This is a genomic window from Paraburkholderia phymatum STM815 (genome assembly GCF_000020045.1).
Taxonomy (GTDB): domain Bacteria; phylum Pseudomonadota; class Gammaproteobacteria; order Burkholderiales; family Burkholderiaceae; genus Paraburkholderia; species Paraburkholderia phymatum.
In genome coordinates this window covers 45,405-67,242 of sequence record NC_010627.1, presented here as the reverse complement: position 1 = coordinate 67,242, position 21,838 = coordinate 45,405, and the positions used below count along the sequence as shown (strand labels likewise).

General features: G+C 61.0%; 16 protein-coding genes and 2 pseudogenes. 3 read left to right on the top strand and 15 right to left on the bottom strand.

Annotation, left to right across the window (positions count from 1 at the left end; all coding sequences use genetic code 11):
- Positions 1-308: 308 nt before the first annotated feature.
- Both BPHY_RS36230 and BPHY_RS36225 read right to left on the bottom strand, forming a co-directional pair.
- Positions 309-3,251, bottom strand: a complete 2,943-nt coding sequence (locus tag BPHY_RS36230) for a Tn3 family transposase (protein ID WP_012406449.1) — start codon at positions 3,249-3,251, stop codon at positions 309-311.
- Positions 3,252-3,467: 216 nt separating this feature from the next.
- A pseudogene (locus BPHY_RS36225) lies at positions 3,468-4,250 on the bottom strand (ISNCY family transposase); the annotation flags it as partial.
- Between the two features lie 239 nt (positions 4,251-4,489).
- Between BPHY_RS36225 and BPHY_RS36220 the strand changes: the two are divergent.
- The 3 genes from BPHY_RS36220 (at position 4,490) to BPHY_RS44365 (ending at position 5,981) form a co-directional block, all read left to right on the top strand.
- Entirely contained in the window at positions 4,490-4,876 is a 387-nt protein-coding gene (locus tag BPHY_RS36220) for an MbcA/ParS/Xre antitoxin family protein (protein WP_012406447.1), read from the top strand.
- On the top strand, positions 4,836-5,561 hold the full coding sequence (locus BPHY_RS36215; RefSeq protein ID WP_012406446.1) for an RES family NAD+ phosphorylase: 726 nt from the start codon (positions 4,836-4,838) through the stop codon (positions 5,559-5,561). The genes BPHY_RS36220 and BPHY_RS36215 overlap by 41 nt, the downstream gene beginning before the upstream one ends.
- A gap of 345 nt (positions 5,562-5,906) precedes the next feature.
- Entirely contained in the window at positions 5,907-5,981 is a 75-nt protein-coding gene (locus BPHY_RS44365; protein ID WP_407671309.1) for a hypothetical protein, read from the top strand.
- 90 nt (positions 5,982-6,071) lie between these two features.
- On the opposite strand, the gene BPHY_RS36205 is transcribed toward BPHY_RS44365, so the two are convergent.
- From BPHY_RS36205 to BPHY_RS36150, 13 genes and pseudogenes are all read right to left on the bottom strand, one after another.
- A complete protein-coding gene (locus BPHY_RS36205) occupies positions 6,072-6,803 on the bottom strand; it encodes a hypothetical protein (RefSeq protein WP_012406445.1) in 732 nt (243 codons plus the stop codon).
- Position 6,804: 1 nt separating this feature from the next.
- Positions 6,805-10,548 (bottom strand): CHAT domain-containing protein, encoded by a 3,744-nt coding sequence (locus BPHY_RS36200; protein WP_012406444.1) that lies wholly within the window; start codon positions 10,546-10,548, stop codon positions 6,805-6,807.
- Positions 10,549-10,688: 140 nt separating this feature from the next.
- A pseudogene (locus tag BPHY_RS40640) lies at positions 10,689-11,339 on the bottom strand (IS3 family transposase); the annotation flags it as partial.
- A 1,350-nt stretch (positions 11,340-12,689) separates the two neighbouring features.
- On the bottom strand, positions 12,690-14,795 hold the full coding sequence (locus BPHY_RS36195) for a GAP1-N1 domain-containing protein (RefSeq protein WP_041766525.1): 2,106 nt from the start codon (positions 14,793-14,795) through the stop codon (positions 12,690-12,692).
- Positions 14,788-15,666 carry a TRAFAC clade GTPase domain-containing protein gene (locus BPHY_RS36190; RefSeq protein ID WP_012406442.1) on the bottom strand — a complete coding sequence of 293 codons (879 nt, stop codon included), beginning with the start codon at positions 15,664-15,666 and terminating at the stop codon, positions 14,788-14,790. Before BPHY_RS36190 ends, BPHY_RS36195 begins: the two co-directional genes overlap by 8 nt.
- Entirely contained in the window at positions 15,663-16,691 is a 1,029-nt protein-coding gene (locus tag BPHY_RS36185; protein ID WP_012406441.1) for a TRAFAC clade GTPase domain-containing protein, read from the bottom strand. Before BPHY_RS36185 ends, BPHY_RS36190 begins: the two co-directional genes overlap by 4 nt.
- Entirely contained in the window at positions 16,670-17,776 is a 1,107-nt protein-coding gene (locus tag BPHY_RS36180) for a GTPase-associated system all-helical protein GASH (protein ID WP_012406440.1), read from the bottom strand. Before BPHY_RS36180 ends, BPHY_RS36185 begins: the two co-directional genes overlap by 22 nt.
- A gap of 4 nt (positions 17,777-17,780) precedes the next feature.
- The gene (locus BPHY_RS36175; RefSeq protein ID WP_012406439.1) at positions 17,781-19,061 is read right to left on the bottom strand and encodes a metallophosphoesterase; all 1,281 of its coding nucleotides are present in this window, start codon (positions 19,059-19,061) and stop codon (positions 17,781-17,783) included.
- A gap of 361 nt (positions 19,062-19,422) precedes the next feature.
- A complete protein-coding gene (locus BPHY_RS36170) occupies positions 19,423-20,112 on the bottom strand; it encodes a hypothetical protein (protein ID WP_012406438.1) in 690 nt (229 codons plus the stop codon).
- Between the two features lie 129 nt (positions 20,113-20,241).
- Complete coding sequence (locus tag BPHY_RS36165; protein ID WP_012406437.1) at positions 20,242-20,604, bottom strand: hypothetical protein; 363 nt, start codon at positions 20,602-20,604, stop codon at positions 20,242-20,244.
- The gene (locus BPHY_RS36160; protein ID WP_157686951.1) at positions 20,588-20,890 is read right to left on the bottom strand and encodes a hypothetical protein; all 303 of its coding nucleotides are present in this window, start codon (positions 20,888-20,890) and stop codon (positions 20,588-20,590) included. Before BPHY_RS36160 ends, BPHY_RS36165 begins: the two co-directional genes overlap by 17 nt.
- The gene (locus tag BPHY_RS36155; protein ID WP_041766520.1) at positions 20,887-21,504 is read right to left on the bottom strand and encodes a PIN domain-containing protein; all 618 of its coding nucleotides are present in this window, start codon (positions 21,502-21,504) and stop codon (positions 20,887-20,889) included. The genes BPHY_RS36160 and BPHY_RS36155 overlap by 4 nt, the downstream gene beginning before the upstream one ends.
- Positions 21,501-21,785: a PIN domain-containing protein gene (locus tag BPHY_RS36150; protein WP_041766518.1), complete on the bottom strand. Its 285-nt coding sequence runs from the start codon at positions 21,783-21,785 to the stop codon at positions 21,501-21,503. The genes BPHY_RS36155 and BPHY_RS36150 overlap by 4 nt, the downstream gene beginning before the upstream one ends.
- Between the last annotated feature and the right edge of the window lie 53 nt (positions 21,786-21,838).

Genomic DNA, 21,838 nt, shown 5'->3' with positions numbered 1-21,838 from the left:
CATCACGTCTGAACCGAACTGAAGCGAAGGTACTCGGTGGCTGGTACACGAGCCGCTGACCCATGTACGTCGCCATCCCGCGACGGCATGCACTGTGCGAGGCAGGATATCGGAATCACCTGCGCGAGACTGTCAGCACGTGTCAGATCTGCCACGCATTTGACAAAGCTTTGCAGTTTCAGACTGGTCCGATAGCGTCAAACATCGGATCGTGCATCGCGCACGTGGGTGCCCGCATCTGCGGGTTAAAGACCCGACCGGACTGTCAGGATGTCATTTCAGCCGTACGGCAGGGCGTGGCCCCGAACCTACTGTGTGCCCGCACTCTGCCAGGTGGACGGCGTCTCCGTGACGACGAGACTGGGCATGAGCCGATCCGCATAATCAGCGATCGGAAAGTCGAAGGTGCCGCGCAGGTTGATGCCCTCGAGTGAGGTCGGTGCGATGCTGCGCAGATGATGCGCCTCGACAGGCTGGGCGCCGAGTTGCTCGATCATGTCGAGCGCACGCTGCATATGGTGGGTATTCCACGCCATGACGGCGTTGGTCAACAGCGTCAGCGCGGACGAGACCGCGATCATCGAATGACGGTGACGCGTGAGTTCGACAGGAATCTTGCCCTGGTGGATTGCGCGCTGCACGTTGTGGACCGCCTCGCCCCGATTGAGCGCGTGTTGCAGTTCGCTACGAAACGCCGGCACGGTGAAGTAGTCGATGAGGAAGATCGACCTGAACAGCCGTCCAAGCTGTACGCCGCCCTCGTAGAGCGGCTGTCCGCGTGCCGCTGAACCAAACCGGGTCAGCGCCTGAACGGCGGTGCAATGACCGCTCTGCACGGAGGCGGCAACCCGCACGAACTCGTCCCAGACTGCCTCGATCGCTTCCAGCTTCACGTCACGGTCGACAACTGGCAGGAGTCCTGCCGGTATTGCATGTGCGACTGGCACGTGCAGGCGGCGATCCCTCAGATGGGCGAGCCGGGGACACAGGTCAAAGCCCAGCGCCCGGGCCAGGCCCATCGCAAAATCGGTATACCCGTGCGTATCAACTGCAAGTAAGGTCACGTCGTCGGTGCTGTTCTGCCGGATCACGCCTTCGATCGCGACGCCGGCCTGGCGCTCGTTCAGCAGGATCGGCTGGTCGTAGAAGATGCCCCAGCGATCCCGCACATGCGTGTACACGCCGATCGAAGCCGTGCGGCGCCGCGGATCGGCGCGTGCCTGCCAGACGGTTCGCGTGGTTTCCAGCGACACCATGTCTGACGAAGCCAGATCTGCGCGGCCCCAGTGCTGCGCAATCGGATGGAAGTGCATGAACTCGAGCACTGCATCGGCGGCCTGCCGCAGCATGCGCTCGTCGGCGATACGGTTCATCATCTGACGGATCGCGCTCGCAGACAGTTCAGGCACCATACGGGCGATATCAGCGGCCGACATGGATGTGCCGTGCGCGAGGACAGCGGCGTAGGTCATCAGCAGCTCGGCACGCGAGCGCGGTTCGCGTCCGAGCAATACCCAGCTGAAACGCGCGGCGCTATCGATCTCGAGAATGATCCTCGGCAACTGTCCGTCAGGTCGCGGTTCGAAAATCGCGCGGCGTAACGCTTCCATGGCGGCATCGTGTGGCTGCGCATTGAGCGGACCGATATGGACCGCGTCGTCGATGCGAACTTCGCCGCTCGCAACCGCTTCGAGCAGACGCGCGAGGCCCGCATCCAGGTGCTCGATGACAGGTTCGAGAAATTCTTGCGGGTTCTGTGGCAGCTTCAGGTGACCGTAGTAGTGATTGCGCCTTGTTTGCCACTCGTCGTCTGGAATCAGCAACGTCGCCTGGCTGCGGAACTCGAAGCTGTGTGCGACGAAGACCGATCCATTACGCAAGGCAACTCGTAGCGCAAAAAGCGTTGCCCATTCGAAGGCAAGCAGTGCCTGACACCGGTCTTCGCTTTCGATCGTGCGTTGCCACGCCTTGCCGAGATGGATGGCCGTGTCTGCGGGCAGTTCGTTCGATCTCCCCGCGTACAGTTCACGTAACAACACCAGCGCGGCGATGACGGGATGCGCGGTTTGTGCCTCGAACGGCAGCGACAACAGTTTGGCGAGCATGGCGCGAGCCATGCGCCGCTTCGAAACCAGTTGCGCACGCATCAGCGTCGTGCGGCTGGGTGTGTCCTGCTTCAGTGCCGCGTCGGCCAGCGCACAAAGCTGTTCGACCATCTCCTCGCGCGACAACGTTTCGTCCGTTGCGATTACCTTGACTGCCACCGCCAGATCGCGTATCTGGTCCTTGAGGTCCGGCCGTGTCGCAGCCACTCTGCTGTTCGCCTCGTTGATCGCCTTGCGAATCCAGCGGCCCAACATCGCAAGCAACTGGTCGGTTGTCGTGCAAAGCGCATACCGCATGAAGCAGGCGACTTCGAGCCGGCGGATTTCCTGCTGGATGCGACGGCTGACCGACGGTTTGCGGTTCGCACAGCGCCGCGCGAAGTGGCGCACGGCCGCCTCGTTGCATTCCGTAGGCCAGTCGCGGTGTACGGCGAGTTCAACGAGCCGGTCGATCTTGCGAAACAGCTCGTTCATCTGGTGCGTTGAATTGCGCAGTGGCACCGACCACAACCATTGCTGAAGGCTGGCAAACGAACCATGCTGCTGCGTCAGCAATGAAGCCCATCGGTCCAGGGTAACTTCATCGAAGCTCTGCATCAGGCTCGTGATCAGCGCGGATTCGACATCGCGGGCAGCCTGCACCAGCAGCGGTTTGAGCGCGCGATCCTGCTGGATGAGAACACGATGTTCATAAAGCCAGCGCTTAAGCTCGTGCATGAGGTCCGCGCGGTTCGGGCGCCCTGTCAGCCGCTCCTTCAGCCAGCGTACGACGTAACGGCGCTGATGCTCGGCCATTGGCAGAAAACCGAGTGTCCTGTAGGCAAGCACCTGATGATCGAACAGGGTGCGTTCGCGGGTTTCATAGAGCGTGCGAAGCGTGCCGAGATCCGGCGGCACGATGCCGAGGTGCTGGCCAAGGTGGCTCCACAGGATCTGCGGCACATACTGGTACGCATCGAGCGTCGTGCCTGTCATACGGACGAAGCCGATATGCAGGGCGAGCGCAAGCCGGTAAAGCGGCCCACGGCGGGCGTTGATCAGTGCCCGCTCCCTGGCGGAGAACGTAAAGAATGTGGCGAGTTCGAATTCGCTGAGGTCACGCGGGATTCGCCGCATACCCAGATAAGCCAGTCGCCAGTGTTCCATCGCCGTCCGCTCCGCAAACGAGGGACCGACCAGCGTAGCGGGAAATTATCGGCAAGGCAACGGACAATCGTCAGAACGCAGCAGTGTGAGGCGGGCAGCTCTTTATAAACAGCAACCCCATGATTTTTAATGGCATATTTTAAGGGGCAGACCGGAAGCCCCTGTCGTGGCTAGATCAGGCTACCGTCGTAATCTGCACAAAAGTCACGGGGACACCAGCGTCTGGTGTGCGCGCTCGACGCGGCCCTTGGCCGGGCTGCTGTTCGCGCAAAATGTGTCGATGTTCAGTTCGTACATTGCACGTCCAAAGTGGGTCACGCTATTGCCATCCTTGTTCGCGCCCGTTTTGCGAAACACGCTGTACTTGTCGCTATAGAGCGCGCCGGGTTTGCCATGGCGCTCGATGTATGCGCGCGTAGCTTCGAAATAACTGAAAGTTGATTCGGTCGCCGTGAAATGCAACGCCATCAGCCGGCTCGTCGCATCGTCGACATACACCAGCAGCGTGCAGGCCGGCGCCCGGTCCTCGAACCAGCGGTGGTCGCTGCCGTCGATCTGCACCAGCTCGCCCAGACACGCGCGCCGGGCCCGCGGCTGGTAGACCTTCGGCGGGCGCTGCCGGCGCGGTATCCACAGCCCGGCTTCCGTCATCAGCTTGCGTACGGTTTCCTTCGCGAGCCGGATGCCGTGACACTCGCGCAGCTTCTCGCACGCCAGGGTCGGGCCGAAATCGGCGTAGCGCTCACGGACGATGGCCAGAGCACGTTGGGCCAGTTCGCCGTCCAGTCTCCGATTCCCGGGCATACCGCGCTTGCAAGAGATCAGTCCAGCGGCGCCAGACTCGCGGTATCGGGCCACCAACCGCCGTACTTGCCTCGTCGTCAGACCCAGACGTTCGGCAGCACGCCATGGCTTGAGCCGTCCCTCCGTCACGTCCTGAATGACTTTGAATCTGTCCAGTTCCCGCATCGTCATTGTTATCCGTTCTGTCACAGCCATCGATGTCTAGAGCGCCCGAAAACGGCGGGTGGCTAGCATACGACAGCATCAAAAGCGGACATTTCTATGCGGCTAAAAGCGGACATTATCATCTGGCCGCTACAAAACGTTCGGGTGATAATTTACATTATGTAAAATCATGTAAAATTAACGAACGGCGAACTAACGTGCGTCCGCCAGTTGTTCGTTGCTACAGAAACGAATCAATGATAATATTTCTGTAGATACAGGAGGCCATCATGGCATCGACAACGCAAGGTCATGCAGCGGTCGGTCCAACGCCCGCTGCCACCCTTTCCAAGGCGGCGGTGCGCGCGGCGGCCGCCCTACGTATCAGTCAAACGACACTAGCCGACGTGCTCGGACTCAGTACAGCTTCTGTCTCACGACTCGTCGCGGGCACATACCAGCTTGAGCAATCGCGAGGCAAGGAATGGGAGTTGGCGTTGTTGCTGGTGCGTCTGTTTCGTTCACTCGACGCCATCGTCGGACCCGGCGAGAAAGCGCAGGCGTGGCTGGCGGGTGAGAACACCGCGCTCAACGCCAGACCAATTGATCTCATCCGCTCCGCTCAAGGACTTGTTAATGTCGTCGAATACTTGGACATCTACCGAGGTCGCATCTGAGGCTCGCGAGCTTATCGAGGATACCTGGCGTGCGGTCGAGGCTCAACATCGTGTGGCAACGATGTCGCTCGTTGACAGTCTGGCGGAACAGGCTCAGCTCGAAGCGTTGCTCGAGGCCTCGAAACCTCCGATTCCTGCCACGGCTTTCGGACTCCACTGGTTGCTATTTACGCCCTTTCGCTATCCGACCTCCAGGTATGGCTCGCGCTTTCGCCGACCCTACGATCCAGGTGTCTTTTATGCCGCCTACGCTAAAAGCACCGCGTGCGCAGAGCTCGGCTATTGGCGCTGGCGCTTTCTGACTGAATCGCCGTCGCTTGGATCGATCGATACATTGCCACAGACTTTATTCAAGGCGACGATTCAGGGGCGCGCGGTTGATCTCCGCCAGCCGCCCTTTTCGCTCCAGCAGACGGCATTCGAAAACAAGTCGGAGCATGGCTATTGCCAAGCCTTTGCCGGGATTGCACGCGAGGCTCACCTCGACGCGATCGTGTATCGATCCGTGCGTGATCCGGCGGGAGGCGGGTGCATCGCGGTGCTTACGCCCAGGGCATTCGCAAAGAAGGAACCGGTTGCCGCTGAAACGTGGAATCTGTCCGTTACACTCGATCGGGTGATCTGGCAGAAGAGCGACGTCTTGTCGCCTGAGGCTTTCGAATTCCCGGTGAGCGTCTGGCAATAGGTTTGGCGGACCGGCTTGGCGATGTGACGGCGCGAACGGGGATGGGCCTGATTAAAAATGCGCGCGGTTTGACCGCCTGCAGGCCTGATCGTCATCGGAGCTGTTGGGAATCGTGACGCTGGGCTTCGCCCTGGTTGGCCATCCCGGCGTTTGGCTCGAAATCGTGAATTTGAGGAACGGAGTAGATTTGGACATCTTCTACTACTGGAAAGACTTCGTATCGGATGTAAACGAAGGGCGTATAGGCACCCTTGGGGCCGAATCCGACAAGCTGACTGAACTCCAGGCGCGCCCGCCGCGCACTGCTGTCTTCGGGATCGCGACCAGATCGGTTTGCCGCAGGAGGTGACAGACGAAACGAGCGAAGTAGCGTGGTCAGCAGGCTCCCGCGCTTGGGACTCAGGCAAAGGACGTGATTAGCGGGCGGCGCGCATTCGCCTCGGCCGGACCGGCGAGCCCCTCGTAAGCTGGTTCTGCGCGATCTTCCTGACAACATTGGCGCGCGCGCGCTCAATCGACCTGCAGGCGAAAAGGCGACGATTGCCCGCCTCCGGACGCCTGCCGCACTGGAATAGGCCCGAGCCGCCCGTGCACTTCGGCGGTGACGGAAAAGCGTACGCACGCGTTGCATCCCTTGGTTTTCCTGATGATCGCGTACATCTCCCGACTGCCCGCGAGCCCGCCCTGATGACCTTCGGCCTGAAACGTCCAGCTCGCGGTGCGCGAAAGTAGACCCGCACCCGACACGCGTGGCTCGAAGATCATTCGCTCTTCCGCGTAACCCATGTTAAGCGACGCTTCGCCGAATGTCATTTTCAACGACGGGTCAAGCGAAAGCTTGCGCGTTCTCAATGTCTGCTCCGTAATGTCACGCGGATAGAGATCGAACGTCAGGACGTCGTGAGGCGGCTCGCTTTCATCGAGGCACGCGAACTGCGCTGAAAAGCGTCCCCACGTGAACCGGCAGCGCATGTCGGGCATGAAGCTGCAGGCCATTCGGACGAGCAGATAGTCTGACTTGTCGAGCGTCGCCTTGATCTGATCGGACAGCGGCGTCGCATCGTTCCACATCGAGATGAGGTCGTACGTCAACGGCGTTCCGATTTCGACACGATTGACGCGCCCGACCAGGGACTGTGCCCAACCGCCGTCATCGCCGGCCTTTTCCAGCGCCTCGGTATTGGGAACGAAGTCCCAGACTACGGCAGGTTGCGACGGGGGCGCGGATAAGGTGATTTCCATCTCAGCATTCTCCTTTCAGCACTAGTCCTCCGGTGACCTTGAACGCGGCCCAATGGTAAGGATGAGGATGAGTCGCCGCGACCTGCCGAACGGCGAGCCGCAGCGCCTCGGGTATGTCGTCCCACCGATTTTCTTCTTGAAGGATCCGATAGAGCGACTGCATGAGCAGTTCCGCCGATTCCGCATCGAGCCGCCATGACGCGGCGATGACGGTTTGCACGCCCGCGTCGAGAAGCGCGCGGACGAAGCCGACTGGCTCGCGCGAAACCGTCTTGGCGATCGCGCCGCTTTGGCAGGCGCTCAGCGTGATAAGACGCGCGTTGAGCCGTTCGAGGCGCTCGACATCTTCGGCGCTGAAGACGTTTTCGGCGACAGCGTCCGCGTTGCCGAGTATACATTCGTCCTCCGGATACAGACGTTCCTGAGGCGGCTTGTCGAGCGTCGCGAAGAATTGCGTGACGCCGGAAAGGTCGGCAAGCACGAAGCCGTTGAGGCTCGGGCGCGTGCTCGATGCCACACCGTGCGCCGAGACGTGAATGGCATCCGCGCGGGCGAACGCTTGTTTCAGCGTGGGCTTGTCGATAGCCGGGCTCATCATGCGCATTTTCGCGCCGACCATCGATGCGACGAGTTCAGCCTCGCTGACGAAGTCGACACCAATCGAGAGAAACGCCTCCGGTGCCTTCACAGCAGGTTGCGCAAGAGTCCGCAACGAGGAGCCAGAAGGCACGTAAGTCACGGCGAAACGTTCGATGAGATAGTCGCCGTCCATCTTCAGGGCGTGCAGCGGCAGCAGATGCAGATCGTCGTACGGCGCGAAGATGATCAATTCGACGTTGTCGAGCAGCGGAACGATGGGCGTGATAAGGACGTCGCTCACATCCGTCCAGGTTTCCGTCGAATCCTGATAACGCTGATACTCCATTACCTCTTTTTTCAGGGCTGTGAGGCACTGGTCGAGGGAGCTAGATGGCAATGCTTGCTTCGTGACCTGCAACGGGCCATCCGGCTGAACGGCGATGATGTAGACGCTCTCGTCGTACATGAAAAATGACACGAGGAGCGCGCGCTTGTTCAGGGCCTTCAAATGTTGCCGGGTCTCGTGCAGCGACATGGGCGCGTAATCCATCGCTTCCGCCGCGCCGGATCGTGATACGCGCATGAACGTGCCGGCACGGGCGCGTTCGGCGAACATCCACACGTCGTCCGGACGATTGAGCGACAGCGCGAGTCGGATAAGTTTGGCGCAGACGAGCGCAATCCGCCCGTGCAGCCTCGCTCCGCGCTCGAGCGAGTTCACATCTGCGCGCAGCGCTTCCCAGATGCGCAACGCTGATTCGAGCGTCCGATACCCTTCCTCCGGCACGCGCTCGATCAGCACTTCACCAAGGAGCTGCTCGCTGTAGGCCTGAATGGTCCTGTCGCATGTCATCGCTTTGGCGCATGCGCGGCGCGCGGTGGCTTCCGCTTCTTCGAGGTCGCCTTCATTGAGCAACGCGCGCGCGAGCCTTCGCAGCGCTTCGCATTCGGTCTCAACCTCGCCCGAGCGTCGTGCATACGTGAGCAGGACCTGCGCCGCGTCCGAGGTCAGCTTGTCGTTCGCGCGTGCGGCGATCACCGCGCGACGCGCCTGCAACGCATCCGAGCGGCTACCGCCGAGCGCGCCATCGATTGCGATCGCCTCGTCCATGCGGAGGAGCGCGCCTTCATGGTTGCCCACTTCGGTGAATGCTTCGGCGAGGTTGCAAAGCAGAAGGATCATCGTCCTCTGATCGCCCTGCATGCGCGCGATCGACTCCGCCTCTTCCAGCATGCTGATCTTGAGGCCGAACTCACCGAGGTCCGAGTGCACAACCGCCTCGTTGGTGAGAAGCGAAATGGACAGCGAGTCATGAAGCTTCGGGCTGATGTCCACGTCCGGCGACGGTTCGCGCGCCGTTTTGAGAAGCGCAGTCGCATCCGAAAACGCCTGCAGCGCATCGTGAGGTCTTCCGGCGTTGCGATAGTGATTACCCAGACAAATGCGCATCTGAATGCGCCGCGCCCTCGGTACCTGGGACTGGTCGCGGCGCGCTTCCCGCTCAAGGAGATCAATGCCGCGATTCGTTTGCCGGGCGACGCCGCAGAGGCTGGCAAGGATCGTTGCGCTGATGCAACTGAGCGTCGGATCGTTGCGACGGAGCGCAATGCGATCGATGACTTCCCCGAGCTGCATGGTCGAATCGGCGACCTCCCACATCGGTTGCGTCAATTCCTCCGTCCGATAGATGACGTCAGTCAGCACGCGCGTGTCCGGCGCAATCGCCTTGAGTTCGGTCTCGGCGGCTTGCGCAGACATCGATCCGGAAAGAACACTCTTGAAAATGGCGGCGATGGCCGCGTCTGCTTTGCTATCGCTGCCGTTGTCGTTGTTGTCGCCCTTATCCGGCGCCTGTTCGTCCGCCACCGCGCGATGTACGTGCGGGAAGATCCGCGAAAAGGCCTGCTCAACGAACCGTTGGCCGAATTGCTCGCACATCGCTGCGTTCCTGCGATCGCCTTCCCGGTTTGCCTGTTCCTTGCGCACCCTAAATATATTCGTGATGAGTTGCCCGAACGCATTGAAGTCATCGAACGTGCAATCTCCCAGCGCCTTCTCCAGCACGTGCACGCATTGATCTACGGCGTGCGCCGAGTGCTGACCCAAGCAATACTCGATGACGTTCTGTCCGGCCACCGACAGCCAGTTCATGCCGTGTCGCGGCGGCTCTTCCAAAGCACGCGCGAAGGCTCTGCGCACGTCGTCGAGCGTGGTCACGGGCGCACCAGCGCGCCGCACGTCGCCAGTCTGCCACAGGCGAACAGTGCCATCCGCGCTGCATGTCACGAAGCGCGTGCAGTCGCGCAAGAACAGTGCGTCGTAGATCGCGCCTTCGTGCTCACGCACCGTCGCGAGACATTGCGATTGCCAGGGGTTCCAGAGCCGGATCGCATGATCGGTCGCGCCGGACAGGAAAACCGACGCATCGGGCGCGACCGCCAGTGCGCCGATCCATCCATAGTGACCGACCAGGTTCGATTGGCCGAAAGGCATCTCACCACGGCTTTCGTCCCAGATCGCGATCTCGTACTGGTCTGGTACGCGAGACTTGTCGAGCGTCATCGACACGCCGTGAGTGAACTGCACCGATGCGATGAAGAAGCTCGCGTTGTCGATCGCCCGGCACCGGTAGACGCTTGCGTATGGACCGAACCTGACAGCATCGAGCGGGTGAAGGTTAGCGGGGTCGACGATGCCGATGGTGCCTTCGCTAGTCGCGACAGCCATCTTCGTCGGTGAGCCGAAAAACGAAATATCGACGACATTTCCTTCGCCAAACTCGTTTCGCGCGATGCAGCCGTTCCCATTCCACAGACACACTAGCCCGTCGCGGCCACCGGTCACGAGCGACCCGTCGGGCGCGAACTCGCAGCATTCAGTGCCTTCTAAGCGCCACTGGTGATAGTCGCGCGCGTCTTTCGACGGCCAGACGACCACGGTGCCATCGCGCGCGACCGCCGCGAGCGCCTTTCCGTCGTGCCGCTGGAAACTCAGGTCAATTACACTAGCCTCGAAGTTCGCGCCCCCCAACTCGTCGCCGGAATCGGGTGCGAAGAGCCGAAGTTCGCCGTCGCGCGATCCGGCAGCGATGACGGCGCCGTCGGCGCTCGATGCAAGCGCATACACGGAGTCGTTGTAACGCGCAATCACCTTGCTGATTGCCACATCGCCTCCGCTGGCGCCAAGCTGCGCTTGTCTGTTGTATGCGAAAGAATATTAGGCGATGGCGGATGTTGATCCAAGGACTATCGCCATCCGCGCATTGCATCGCGCACGCGCCGCGAGTGAGACATGTTTGACTCGGACACGGCCTGCAGATTACGCCATGGACCAAGGCGATGGATGACTTCTGCCTTGTACAAGCCGTTGATCGTTTCAGCCAGAGCGTATCGTAGGAGTCGCCCACGCTGCCCACTGACGGCTCGATGCCAGCGTCGACCAACCGGTCTGTATAGCGGATCGATACGTATTGGGCGCCGCGGTCGCTGTGATGGATCAGCCCGTCCTGCTGTGCCGGCTGTCGCTCGTACAAGGCCTGCTCCAGCGCGTCCAGAACGAAGTCTGTGCGCGCCGAGTTCGACACACGCCAGCCGACAATGCGTCGGGCGAACACGTCGATGATGAACGCGACATAGACGAAGCCCGGCCAGCTCAATACATAGGTAAAATTTGACACCCACAGCGCATTGGGCCGTTCGGCCGTGAATTGCCGGTTCACGAGATCCTTCGGACACGACGTCGAACCATCGCTCACTGTTGTGCGTACCGTCTTGCCCCGGACCACGCCACGCAGGCTCATCAGCTTCATCAGCCGTTCGACCGTGCAGCGCGCCAAGACGATGCCTTCCCTTCTCAATTTCTTCCAGAACTTTGTCCGCGCCATAGACTTGGAAGTTTTCTTCCCATACGCGCCGGATCTCATCCTTGAGTATCCTGTCGCGGCGGGCTCGGCTCGAAACTCTCCCGCACCATTGTCAGCTTCTCTTCCGCTGACCACCGCCGCCGGCGCTCCGGCCCCGTCAACACTTCCATCACTTCTTGTTTGTTGTTAGTCAAAAACACAGTCGTATGAGCGGGTAAGGCCACGCCGTCACCGGCGCAGCCTCCCCTAAGAACACCTAAGAACCGTACGTGCAAGTTTCCCCGCATACGGCTCAAGCATTCCAAAGCCGCACAGGGTTTTGTGCAACCAGCGCCGTCCAACTGACGCCTGCGCATTGCATGCCAAGGTTCTCCCGCCGCAGCGGAGGGCGCAGACATCGCGAACGATGCTCTCTCATGCTTCCCTCAACGGAGTCACTCAATAGCTTTGCGCCGGAACACCGAACGGAAGTCAGCGCGCTTTCGCGTGAAGTGATGTTGCAACCTCTATCCGGACCATTACAGCCCGCCATTCGCTTTCTCCGTCTTCTCGTACCCGCACAGTCAACGATTAGCCTTGCGGTTCATCTGCCACGGGGGCAACTGTACGGGCTTACCACGTTCCCGTTTCATCACACGACTGAGTAAGGACCCGCCTCTTCGCCGGTGGCGCCACTGGCGACGTATCACCTGGTAGCAAAGCGATAACCGGCCACGTCCCTTTTTGGGTCATGCCTAACAGCAGCTTTGGCATGTCAATAGTAACGACGTTTATCAGCGATTCACTTAGATTGCCCATGTCAGTCAGCCTCGCGTCTCAGCCCCGTTGCTGCTCAGAGCCTCCATGGCAGCGCTTCGCAGCGCTACATGCTTTCGGACAACTTTTTCGGAACGGCTTCGCACAACGCCGTTGCCAGCAATGCACGCGCTCCTAGGCTACCGCCGGTCGCACGGCGGGTCCGCTACCGTGCAAGACCACCGCGCGGTTGGACAATGATGAAACGAGCATACACTGCGCTCAGTCCTTCGAGCCTCATGCTTCGTGTCGCACCCTACCCGCTATTTTAAGTGGGAGACTGTGTCCGGCGATTCAGGGGGCCGCTCCAGGCCTCAACGGCGAGGCGTTGGGCGGTCTGACATTACGTGTGAGTTGCGCCGACCTTGCCAAACTCGTAGTCGCCAAAGACGGACGTGATAACGCCGTCGCAGTTGTCCGCAAGATCGTCCTCGTCCGCTTCTGTGTACTGGTACCACGACTTGTCGACATCTGAATCCAGTTGTCGCTTGCCTCATGTTCGAACTTCGCGCCGCGCTGACGCTCAGGCCGAAAAGGCGCGGACATGCTCAACTAAGAAAACGGTTCTCCATGAAGCCGACGCTCTGAATGGATACGGCGCGCGAGTATGCAGCACTAGTCCGCGCTGGAACTCCGCTCTTTCACTGCACTAAAAGGAGAACGGTCCGAAACGAAACCTGTATCTCATCGCATCCTCAACGACTGACCCCCACTTGCGTCGCCCATCGGGCACGTCGTCGAGCTTTTCACTTAGGAGTCTGAACTCATCCTGCGCGTTGCGGTGAGTCTCGATCTCCCGCACAATCCCGCGTGCAGTCAAAGGGCTGACGTCCATCTCCAGGAGCGCGACCTCCCACGCGTCTTCCCGGGTGACGGCATCAAGCACTGCACGTGCAAGCCTCCTGCAATAGTCCCATGACCAGTACCGCCCTAAGTCCGGCAGATTCTGGTCAAGGATGCTTTGCTCCTGAAGCGTAAGAGCTCCATTCCAGGCAACGACATAAAGCAAGTCAAAGCTGACGGCGAGTAGAGTCCTGGCGACACTCGCTTGGGACGTCATCCCTTTAGCAAATAGCAGCGCTGCCAGAGTGCTCTCGTGACGCTCTAGCCGGGTAACATCGGCACGTTTCAAGATCCGCACCCAGTCGACGCCGTCGATCGATCCGCCCGGCAGCGATGCAAGCGCATTGCCAATGTCCGCCCAAATCGCGCGAGGCAGGACATTCGTACTGGCGATCAGCTTCCGCAGCAGTTCACCTGAACGCGCGAACTGCTGGACAATCATCCGCGATACGTTCATCGGGATTGCGCTGTGTTCCCACAGCATCGAAACGCTGGAAACTACGCTCTCAGGTTCCTGGTGCAGAAGGATCTCGAGATCGGCCTCGTCGAGCGTATCGCGAAACACCCTGATGAAGCACGAGACAGATCCTGCGTCGAGTTCGCAAGAACGCAGCAATAGCTTCCTGGCCGATGCGTTGCACAACCAGAACGTTTCGTCTCGCAGAAGTTCTGGACGCATCCGCGCGAGTTCGATCGCTTGCTGGTCGCTCTTCTGTAGCGTTGCGAGTACGTTGAGTGGAACAAGCTCAACTACATGACGAATGCAGGACTCGACAAGATCGGCAAGCTCCGCATTCCTGCGTAGCGCCATCATGTCGGTTAGCATGGACGGCTCTCTGGCAATGGCCGGAAACATATCGGAAAGCTGAGCTTCGTCAGGAAGTGTCATCGCCACTTCCTGACCGTCGATTGCCCGCAGCGTGCCCAAAAACGAGAGCGCTTGCCTCTCGGTGGAATATGGCCCATTGAAGAAGCGCCCAAGCAGGAGATCCTGCTTCAGGAGCTGCGCATCACGTCGGCTCGGGAAGGCTCGCCCGAGGAATCGCGCGACAGCGGCGAAGTCTTCGGTTTTATCGGCGTCACCAAGCAGTAGAAACACTTCTGCAAGAACTGGTATCGCCCCGAACGGATCACTGACATCGACCGAATATCGCCTCAGGAACCGGCGCAGAGGCGTCGTGTGTCGACGGGTCAAATCTTTGGCCAGGAGCCGGATCCCGCGCTCGGTGTCCGCGGCACGCCGGACTTCATCACCCGGGCAAGGTATTTCCGACTCGGGAAACGAGGAAAACCTGATTGTCGCATCGGCTTCCAGTGGCAAGCCGCCGGACGATGGCTCGGTACAAAACGCTACGGTACGCCGTAGTCTCGGCGGCATTTGCGACCAGATGGCAAGCGCCGTCTTTTCATCCCGTTCTGAGCCCTGATCGCCCAGGACGATGTCGCGCGCCCGCCGCGCCCCGTACACGCGCCGAACAGCCCTCTCGGCGTGACGATCCAGGACAACAGCTTCCTGATCGTCAAGGGAGTCAATGTCGTACGTCAGCGGGACACCATACGTCGGTAGCGTCGCGATTGTCGGTCGCCGAAAAAGTGATCGAATGAAATGGGCATCGTCGATTTTCGACACCGTCACGTAGTCCAGCACGAGTGAATGTGTCCAGACGCAACCAGGACGAGGCATCTCCGGCGCTGGCCAGGTACGCGCAAACACGTACTTGTGCTCGCTTTTCAGAGGATAAGCTGTAATGTAGTCTTCGTCGTCGCGCAAACTACGGGACGTCAAAAGATCACTGGCCAGAGCCATCGCGTCAGCGGCCTCGACCTCCAGCCCGAGCGATGCAACAAGTTGTCGATGTCCGTCCCGGTATCCATGCACCACCTGGTCGAACTTGATAGGCTTTTCAGGCATGGTCTTTCGCGGCGCTACCAGTCATGAGCCAGTCTATGGGGGCCGTGAGGTCATGTGGCTGCGCGCCGTGGCCGACGATCTGAACACGTTCGCCTGGAATCTTGGCCTGAAGCGCCTTCTTTTCGTCCGGGAGCTTGCCCCCCTGGGCGCTCACCCCATAAACGCGAACAGACCAAAGATCGTCATTGTTGCGAAGAAACTGCCAAAGCATCGGACGATGCTGCTTGAACCACTGTTCGGGAGTCAGGTCCGGTTCTTCGACTACATCCCACGCCGAGACAATCACTGCGATCATCCGGGCCGTCCGGACACGGGGCGGCCGATTCAGAATCTGGAGCAGTTCAACCAGCAATGCCTCTTCAGGCATGTTTACCGGATCAAACGGTACAGCACTGTGCGCGGGAGCACCCTTAGCGTCACCGCCTTCCGTTCCAGACGCCGGATCGGAGAACAGGCCTGCCAGCGCCTCCAGTCGAACATCGTCTGCACTGCGGTCGGCGTTCGTAAAAAGGAGCAAACCGTCCAGCTCGGACAGCATGCGGGCGATGGCGGATGAACAGTTTCCCGTCGCGGCCGGACGCCGAAACGCTTCTCCCGAAAAATCGGGCACGACAATCTCTGCTTCAGTCGAGTCGGCCTCTTTCCTGACATGTAACGACACCCACTCCTCGACCGTCTGCTTTGTGCGGTCGACCTGTTCACACGCGAGCCACTTCTCTGCGAGTTCGTTCAGGTGTTTTTCTGCATCCGAGAGCCGAGTTGCGCGCAATACTGACTGTACCTCGTGCGATACCAGAAGATGACGCAGGGCAATGAGAAAGGTGCTCTTTCCCGATTCAGGCATCCCCGCAATTACCAGTTTTCTCGTCATATGCTTGCGCCGCGCAGATTCATCAGGCGTTCAAAGGCGCTCTTCCCGATCGGAGGAGCAGGTCGTTCATATTCTCCGCCACCCGTGACCTGCAACCATTCCGACAACAGCCGGTGCATGCCGTTGGACTCATCGTCCAGGTTGCGCGCGGCGACATAGTGCACGGAATAGCGGGATTTAGCCGGCAACATTGCGCCAAGCTGCGAGGACAGCGCGTCAACCCGACGCCTGACGAGCGGTTCGTCATCGTGTCCCTGGATCTTGTCAGTCTTGGTGATAACGAGTTGTATCGCAATTGATTGCCGTATCACATCCTTCAACGCCATGGCGAGCCGATGCACCTTCGAAATCGCGGACTCACGCTTGCTCCCGTCAATGAGATGCTCGCCGTCAAGCAAAAAAGCCACGGCGTCGCCCCTTCGCACCTCAACGAGCGTTTCCGACAACGGAGGACGATTGAGCACGTCCTGGAACTGCTCGCCCCGACGGTCCGCCATGAACAGTTCGACGCGCTCTGAGCATTCCCGATCCGCAACGCTCATATGAAGGAACTGTAGCTCGCGCGCAGTCCGTGGTGTGTCAGGCGATTCGCGATCCGAAGCGAGTCGGGACAGATGGCAACGCTCCTCGAATCCGTGAATGGTCTCACTGCCGGCGAAGCCAAACTTCGTCGCAAGATTGCGGCGCACGATTTCGTAGAGGCTGGAAACGAGCGTCGTCTTTCCGCAATCGGGCACCCCCACAAGAGAGACCACGGCGAGCCGGCGGCCTGCCGGCGTCGACAGCATGCATCCGTCGGCATCGTCGACGGTTAGCGCCCAGCCGACCCGGCTGACCCGAACGACATTGTCCTGATCGACAGGGCGTTCTGCCTCGAAGGAAACCTCATCGATCTCGGGACCCACCACGAAATTCGGGCATTCAACTGGCGCCAGGCCTTCTATGCAGCGATCCGTTGGAGCGTTGCAGCCGGCTGCGGTGCACTTCCCTTTCAGTTGTTCCTTTACTTCTGGAGCAACTTCCATAGCAAGAATTCTCGGTAAAGTTGCTCTGCGAATTCAACCGGCGTGATTTTCGTATGAACGTCGACGTGCGCGGCCCGCTTGAAACGAGGTTGCCAGTCCTCTTCGTCCCCGCTCTCGATCGAGTACTCGGCGGCGAGCATGATCGGAAAGGCGCCTGGCACGTTCGTCGTTGACGGTTTGTTTTTCAGTATCGCCGGACGCTCCGCAAGCGGTATCCCGACAATCGCTTCTGCAAATGGCTTCGCATTGCTGCGCGCAGGGTCGTCCGCATGTAGCACTCTTTCCAGTAATGCCGGCGCAGCAAATGGGCCTGCAGGACGCATCCGGGAGACCATGGCTGACAGGTCACTGGCCGCTCGTGCCGCAGCTTCGAAGGGCGGCAATGCGGCAAAGGGACGGAAAAGTTCTGCACTCGCCTTACCCACCACCCACCACTGCATCCGGGTTTCGTCTTCCACGATCGCCTGGCGAACCGACAGCGCTTCGAAAGCTTTTCCTACCGCCGCACTCTGTGCGGCCAATGCTGCGAGTATGCCGTCGGCAACGACCTGCATGGGTGCGGTGGTGTTCGCAACATTTCCGGCGGCAAGGGTATCGATCAGCGCCTTGATCTGCTCCGCGGTAACCTGTGGCTGCGGCGCGATGTATTTGGCTTCGGGCGCCGCGGTACGTTGAATCGCCCAGAGCTGCTGTTGCGCGATCGCTCTCAGGCGCTCGTCGACATGCTGCGTCGCCTGCCCCATCGATGCACACAGGACCACGAGCGCTGCTGTTAGCCCCCGCGTGCCACCGCCCGCAAGTAATTTGTTCGTAACAGCAGAGCACACTACTGCGGCGGCCTTGTCGACCTGGACCGGCGCGAAGCCGGGATCCGAGTCACTCACTGGCTGAAGGAGTTCCCGAACCTTCGCCAGATCGGCAACCAGCCCCGTCGACACTGCGGCGGCAGCGATGGTCTGCTCCACAGTGATATTCGCAGCTAGTGCGTCGATCGACGCTGAACGACGATCAATCGTTGCGGCGTCCGCCGTAATGCCAATGGTCGAATGCAGTCGTAGAAGGTACTGCGCGGTAGTCTCGGACATCGTTCTAGCTTCTCTTCTCGTTGGTCATCTGCCAGAGCTGCGCGAGCTTTCCGCCCTCCCTGGCCCGCTCGAGGGCGCGCGTGAACCGCTGCACTTCTGGCAGTCCCCTCTCGCTCTCCTCCAGCAGATCGAGAGCGCCCGCAATCGCGCTCTTTCGCGAAATAGAAAGGCGGAAAAATTCGTTCACGATCCGCCGCATCGAAGGCACTGCTTCGAACTTCGCAGCAGAACTTTCCACGCTGCCACTTGGTACCTGAGTCACTGGAACCTCCGACGACTTTGGTGGTGTCCATGGATCTAGCTCGAAATGATCGGTGTGCGTCGGTCTGTTCCCTTTGTCCTCGTGGTTTCGGAACTGGATCGGATTCTCCTGCCATTCCCGGGCCACGACTTCAACATGGAGCTGACGTTTGGCACCCTCACCTTCGACCCACACCTCGATTACGTTATATCCTGGCTTCCAGGGTGCCTCATCGCGAGCTGGATTGACTGCACCCGCATACAGGGTCGCGTGATCCCGCGCGAAAGCGACGCGCTGGTTATGCTCGTGCCCGAAGAGCATGATCTTTGCACGGGCCTGGAGAAGGCCCTCCGCTTCGGTACCGTCGAGCAGCCACGAAGGCGGATGATGGCAGATTGTCAGATACTCGACGCCGGGCCGGCGCATGATGGTGCAGGCCCGTGTTCCGAGGAACAGGGATCCTTTGGTGTCGCCGGGTCCAGAAAGCAACGCTGAGTTGAGACCCCGAATCCTTAATACCGAGCCGTCATTCAGGATAAGGTCTTCGCTATCCCAGGCATACCGGTTATCGGCAAAAAAGGCGCAGTTATAGCGGGCCGCGAATTCGTTGTATTCCGTGAGCGGCTTGAAAATCAGTTCGCGTGCCGTGTCCTCTCCCAGACGGATCAGCAATTGCCGCTCACGCTCCTCGTTATTCGCTTCACCACGGATCGACCGGTGCATATCCCTGACGGGACTGTTCTTGAGGATGTAGTCGCGATCGATGTCGTGATTCCCGGGGCATACGTAAACCATTTCACGTCCGCAACCTCCGGCCTCGGCGATAGCATCGAGCCACTTCTCCGCTTCTTCGTACTCAGACTTGGCGCCTGAAAAGGCGATATCGCCCGTCACCAGGATCGCGTCGAGCGCGCCCCTTTTTTCCACGAGCCCAGCAATGTCGAGACGCACCTCCTCACGAAGCGCGTAGTCGGGATCGTGCCCGATCTTCCCGGCAGGCCGGAAGTGGATATCGGAAAGGTGCAGCAGCCGGATCTTCTTCATTTAAATGTCGACTGTGGATTGATGAACCGGCTCATTGTATCCCGTGCACTGTGCGTCGACGAGGGACCAGGGCTGGCACCGCGCGTCCGTGCTGGTGACTGCGCGGCGACCTGCGCCGCGCACCGGTCCCCACGAAATCCATTCAGCTGCATGGCAACGCGATCCGAGCGCGCGCGGGTTCCCGTGAACCGGGAGGCACTCACCCATCAGCGGGACCGGCGTCGATGACGAACCCTATGCCGGAAAGCAAATCGTCGCATCTGATAACTGTGGGTATCACGCGTCGCGTGCCGCCGCAGGGCGTCAGCCACCCTCTGCGCTACCCGGCCCACGCCCGGCGAGCGTGCGCCGGTACTGGTCGTTATCGAGCAGCAGGTGATCGATCCGCCGGCGCCGCTGCCGGTTCTGCGAGCGCAGCGCGTCGGCCTCCGCCGACATCCTGGAGCCGCACCGCGTCGTTCTGCGCCTTCAGGAACCGTTCGGTGCCGGCCAGCTGGTCGGCCGCGCGAGCGAGCGAGGCGCCGTCGTGCCCGGACGCGACGATGGCCTCGCGGAGTTCCGCGAGCATCGCGTTGACGTGTTCGCCCGCCAGGTCGCGCGCGGCCTGCGCCGCGCCCAGCTCGCGGCGCACCTCACCCAGCTCCGCCTCGAGGCGCCGGATGCGCGCGTGCGCGTCCTCGAGCGCGGCGCGGGTGAGCACCAGTTCGGTCTCGCGGCCGCGCGTGTCCGCATCAGGGGTGCCCGCCGCGCCGTGACCGGAGCCTGCCGCGAGCATCGCGTGCAGGGGCGCGAGCGCGTCCCGTACCACGGGCGCAAGGGTCTGGCGCATTGCGTCGACGGCGAACGCCGGCATGCCGACTGGCTGGGCTGCCGCCGCACCACCGGTGATGTCGCGCGGGGGCGCGCCGGGAGCGAGCGCGTGCGCGCGGGCCACCGCCTGCTGGATCGTCGCGGAACTCGGGCGGCGCGCGACGCCGGCCTGCGGCCCGATATTGCGCAGGAGGTTGTCGTAGGCAGTCGCGCCGAAGAGGCGCCCGGTCAGCAGCCTCACTTCGGCAATCAGCGCATCCAGGAATGCCGGGTTTTCCGCTGGGAAAGCGCGGGCAACGCGGTGAGCAGCGCGCGCACCTGCGCGTCGGTCCAGGACAGTCGGGGTCGGCCCATGGTTTGCCTCCGTGCATCAGGAAAGCCCCAACTGCCGCACGTCACGCGGAGGCGGCAGCGACACCGTCGCGCGGCGTGCAACCGCGCGACGGCGGGCGAGGCGCCGCACGCGGGCGACGAGGTCGATCACTTGCGCAGGCGTGTGCCCTGCGGCGGGCAACGTCAGCTTCAGCGAGAAGCGCGCAGATCCATCGGGCGCGAGGCCCTGGAGCGAACGCAGCGTGGCACGCAGCGCAAGCCGGCGTGCGCGATCGAGCAGCTGGGCGCGGCTCATGCCGGGCCAGCACGCGGCGATCACTTTGTCGATGACGGTCGGCAACGCTTCACGCGCGTGCGTTGGCGGCAACGCGAGCATCACGAGTTCAAAACGCGTGGCCATTGCGCACCTCTGGTTCTTCTCCGTCGTACTGGTCTTCCTCGTGTGGATGGTTCATCCAGTCGGGCTCCAGTCCGGCGAAGGACATCCGGTGTTTGGCAGGCAGGATTTCCACGCTGTCGAGGTTCAGCAGGCCCGCGTCAGTCGCAACCGTAACCAGAGCCTCGAATGCGATCGGCTCGATGCGGGAGATCATCCTGCGACGCACGGACAGATCGTCAGCGTGGATGCTCTCAAAGCGGAAATGTACGTCGAGATCTGCGTTGGTGACCGCGGCGATCCTGATCACGGCCCGGTTGCCCACGTAGGAGACGGTGTCGAATTGATCCGGGTCAGGAATTTCCACGACCTGAAAGGCGATGTCGAAGCCTTCATCGTGAACCGTAAAGTGTGCCGAGTCAGCCTGGATATCAAGTTCAAAAACGCTGTCCTGCTCTGCGAGGGCAACCAGCAGGGCTGCCTCCAGCCCAAGCGGATCGCCTTCCCCAGCGAGGCCCCAATTCGCCGGGCCACCTCGCGCGCCTCTGCCCGACGCTGAAATGCCGACAGGGCACCCGCCAGATCGTCGACCATGACCACCCTCGCCGACTGCTCGCCGTATCGCTTCCAGTCCTTATCCTGTGTCACGGCGAGTACCTTTGTCCCCGACGCCCTAGCCCAGCCTTCGAGGGTCGACAGCGCGACCGCGTCCGGGAACTCGTGTTTTTTGTTACCCGCAGCGCTGAACGGAGGCTCGGAAGCCTCGTACCGGCGCATGACCTCGCCGATGGAGGCGAACTCCGCCTCGCCAAGGACGGTCGCCCTTACCCACTCGACCCAGTGATCAAAGCGCTGCCGGGCCCGGTTTCGCGTCTGCGCGGACAGCGCTTCGCCGTCGCTCACTACCTCCACGTCCTTCATCATTCGCTGCTGAAGGTCAGCGGGCACACCTGGTGGCGCGCCGTCTCACGCAGCGCTGCGTGAAGAGCGGCCATGGCTTTCTCCGCGTTCTCCACCAGATGCCGCCTGACCTCGTTCGCCACCGTGCCCGCGAGCACCAACTTGATGTCGCTATTCCGGAACTGGACGAGCTGGGCGAGCAGCCCGCTCTCGAGGGCGAGCCCGGCCCGTTCGAAAATCGATGTATCGAGAGTCAGGGCTGCGATCTCGCCGGAGGCAATCTGTGCGTGGATGCGTTCGTTCATGTGAGCGTGTCACTGGAATCTGATACGCCGATTCTCGCAGGCGATGAATTATA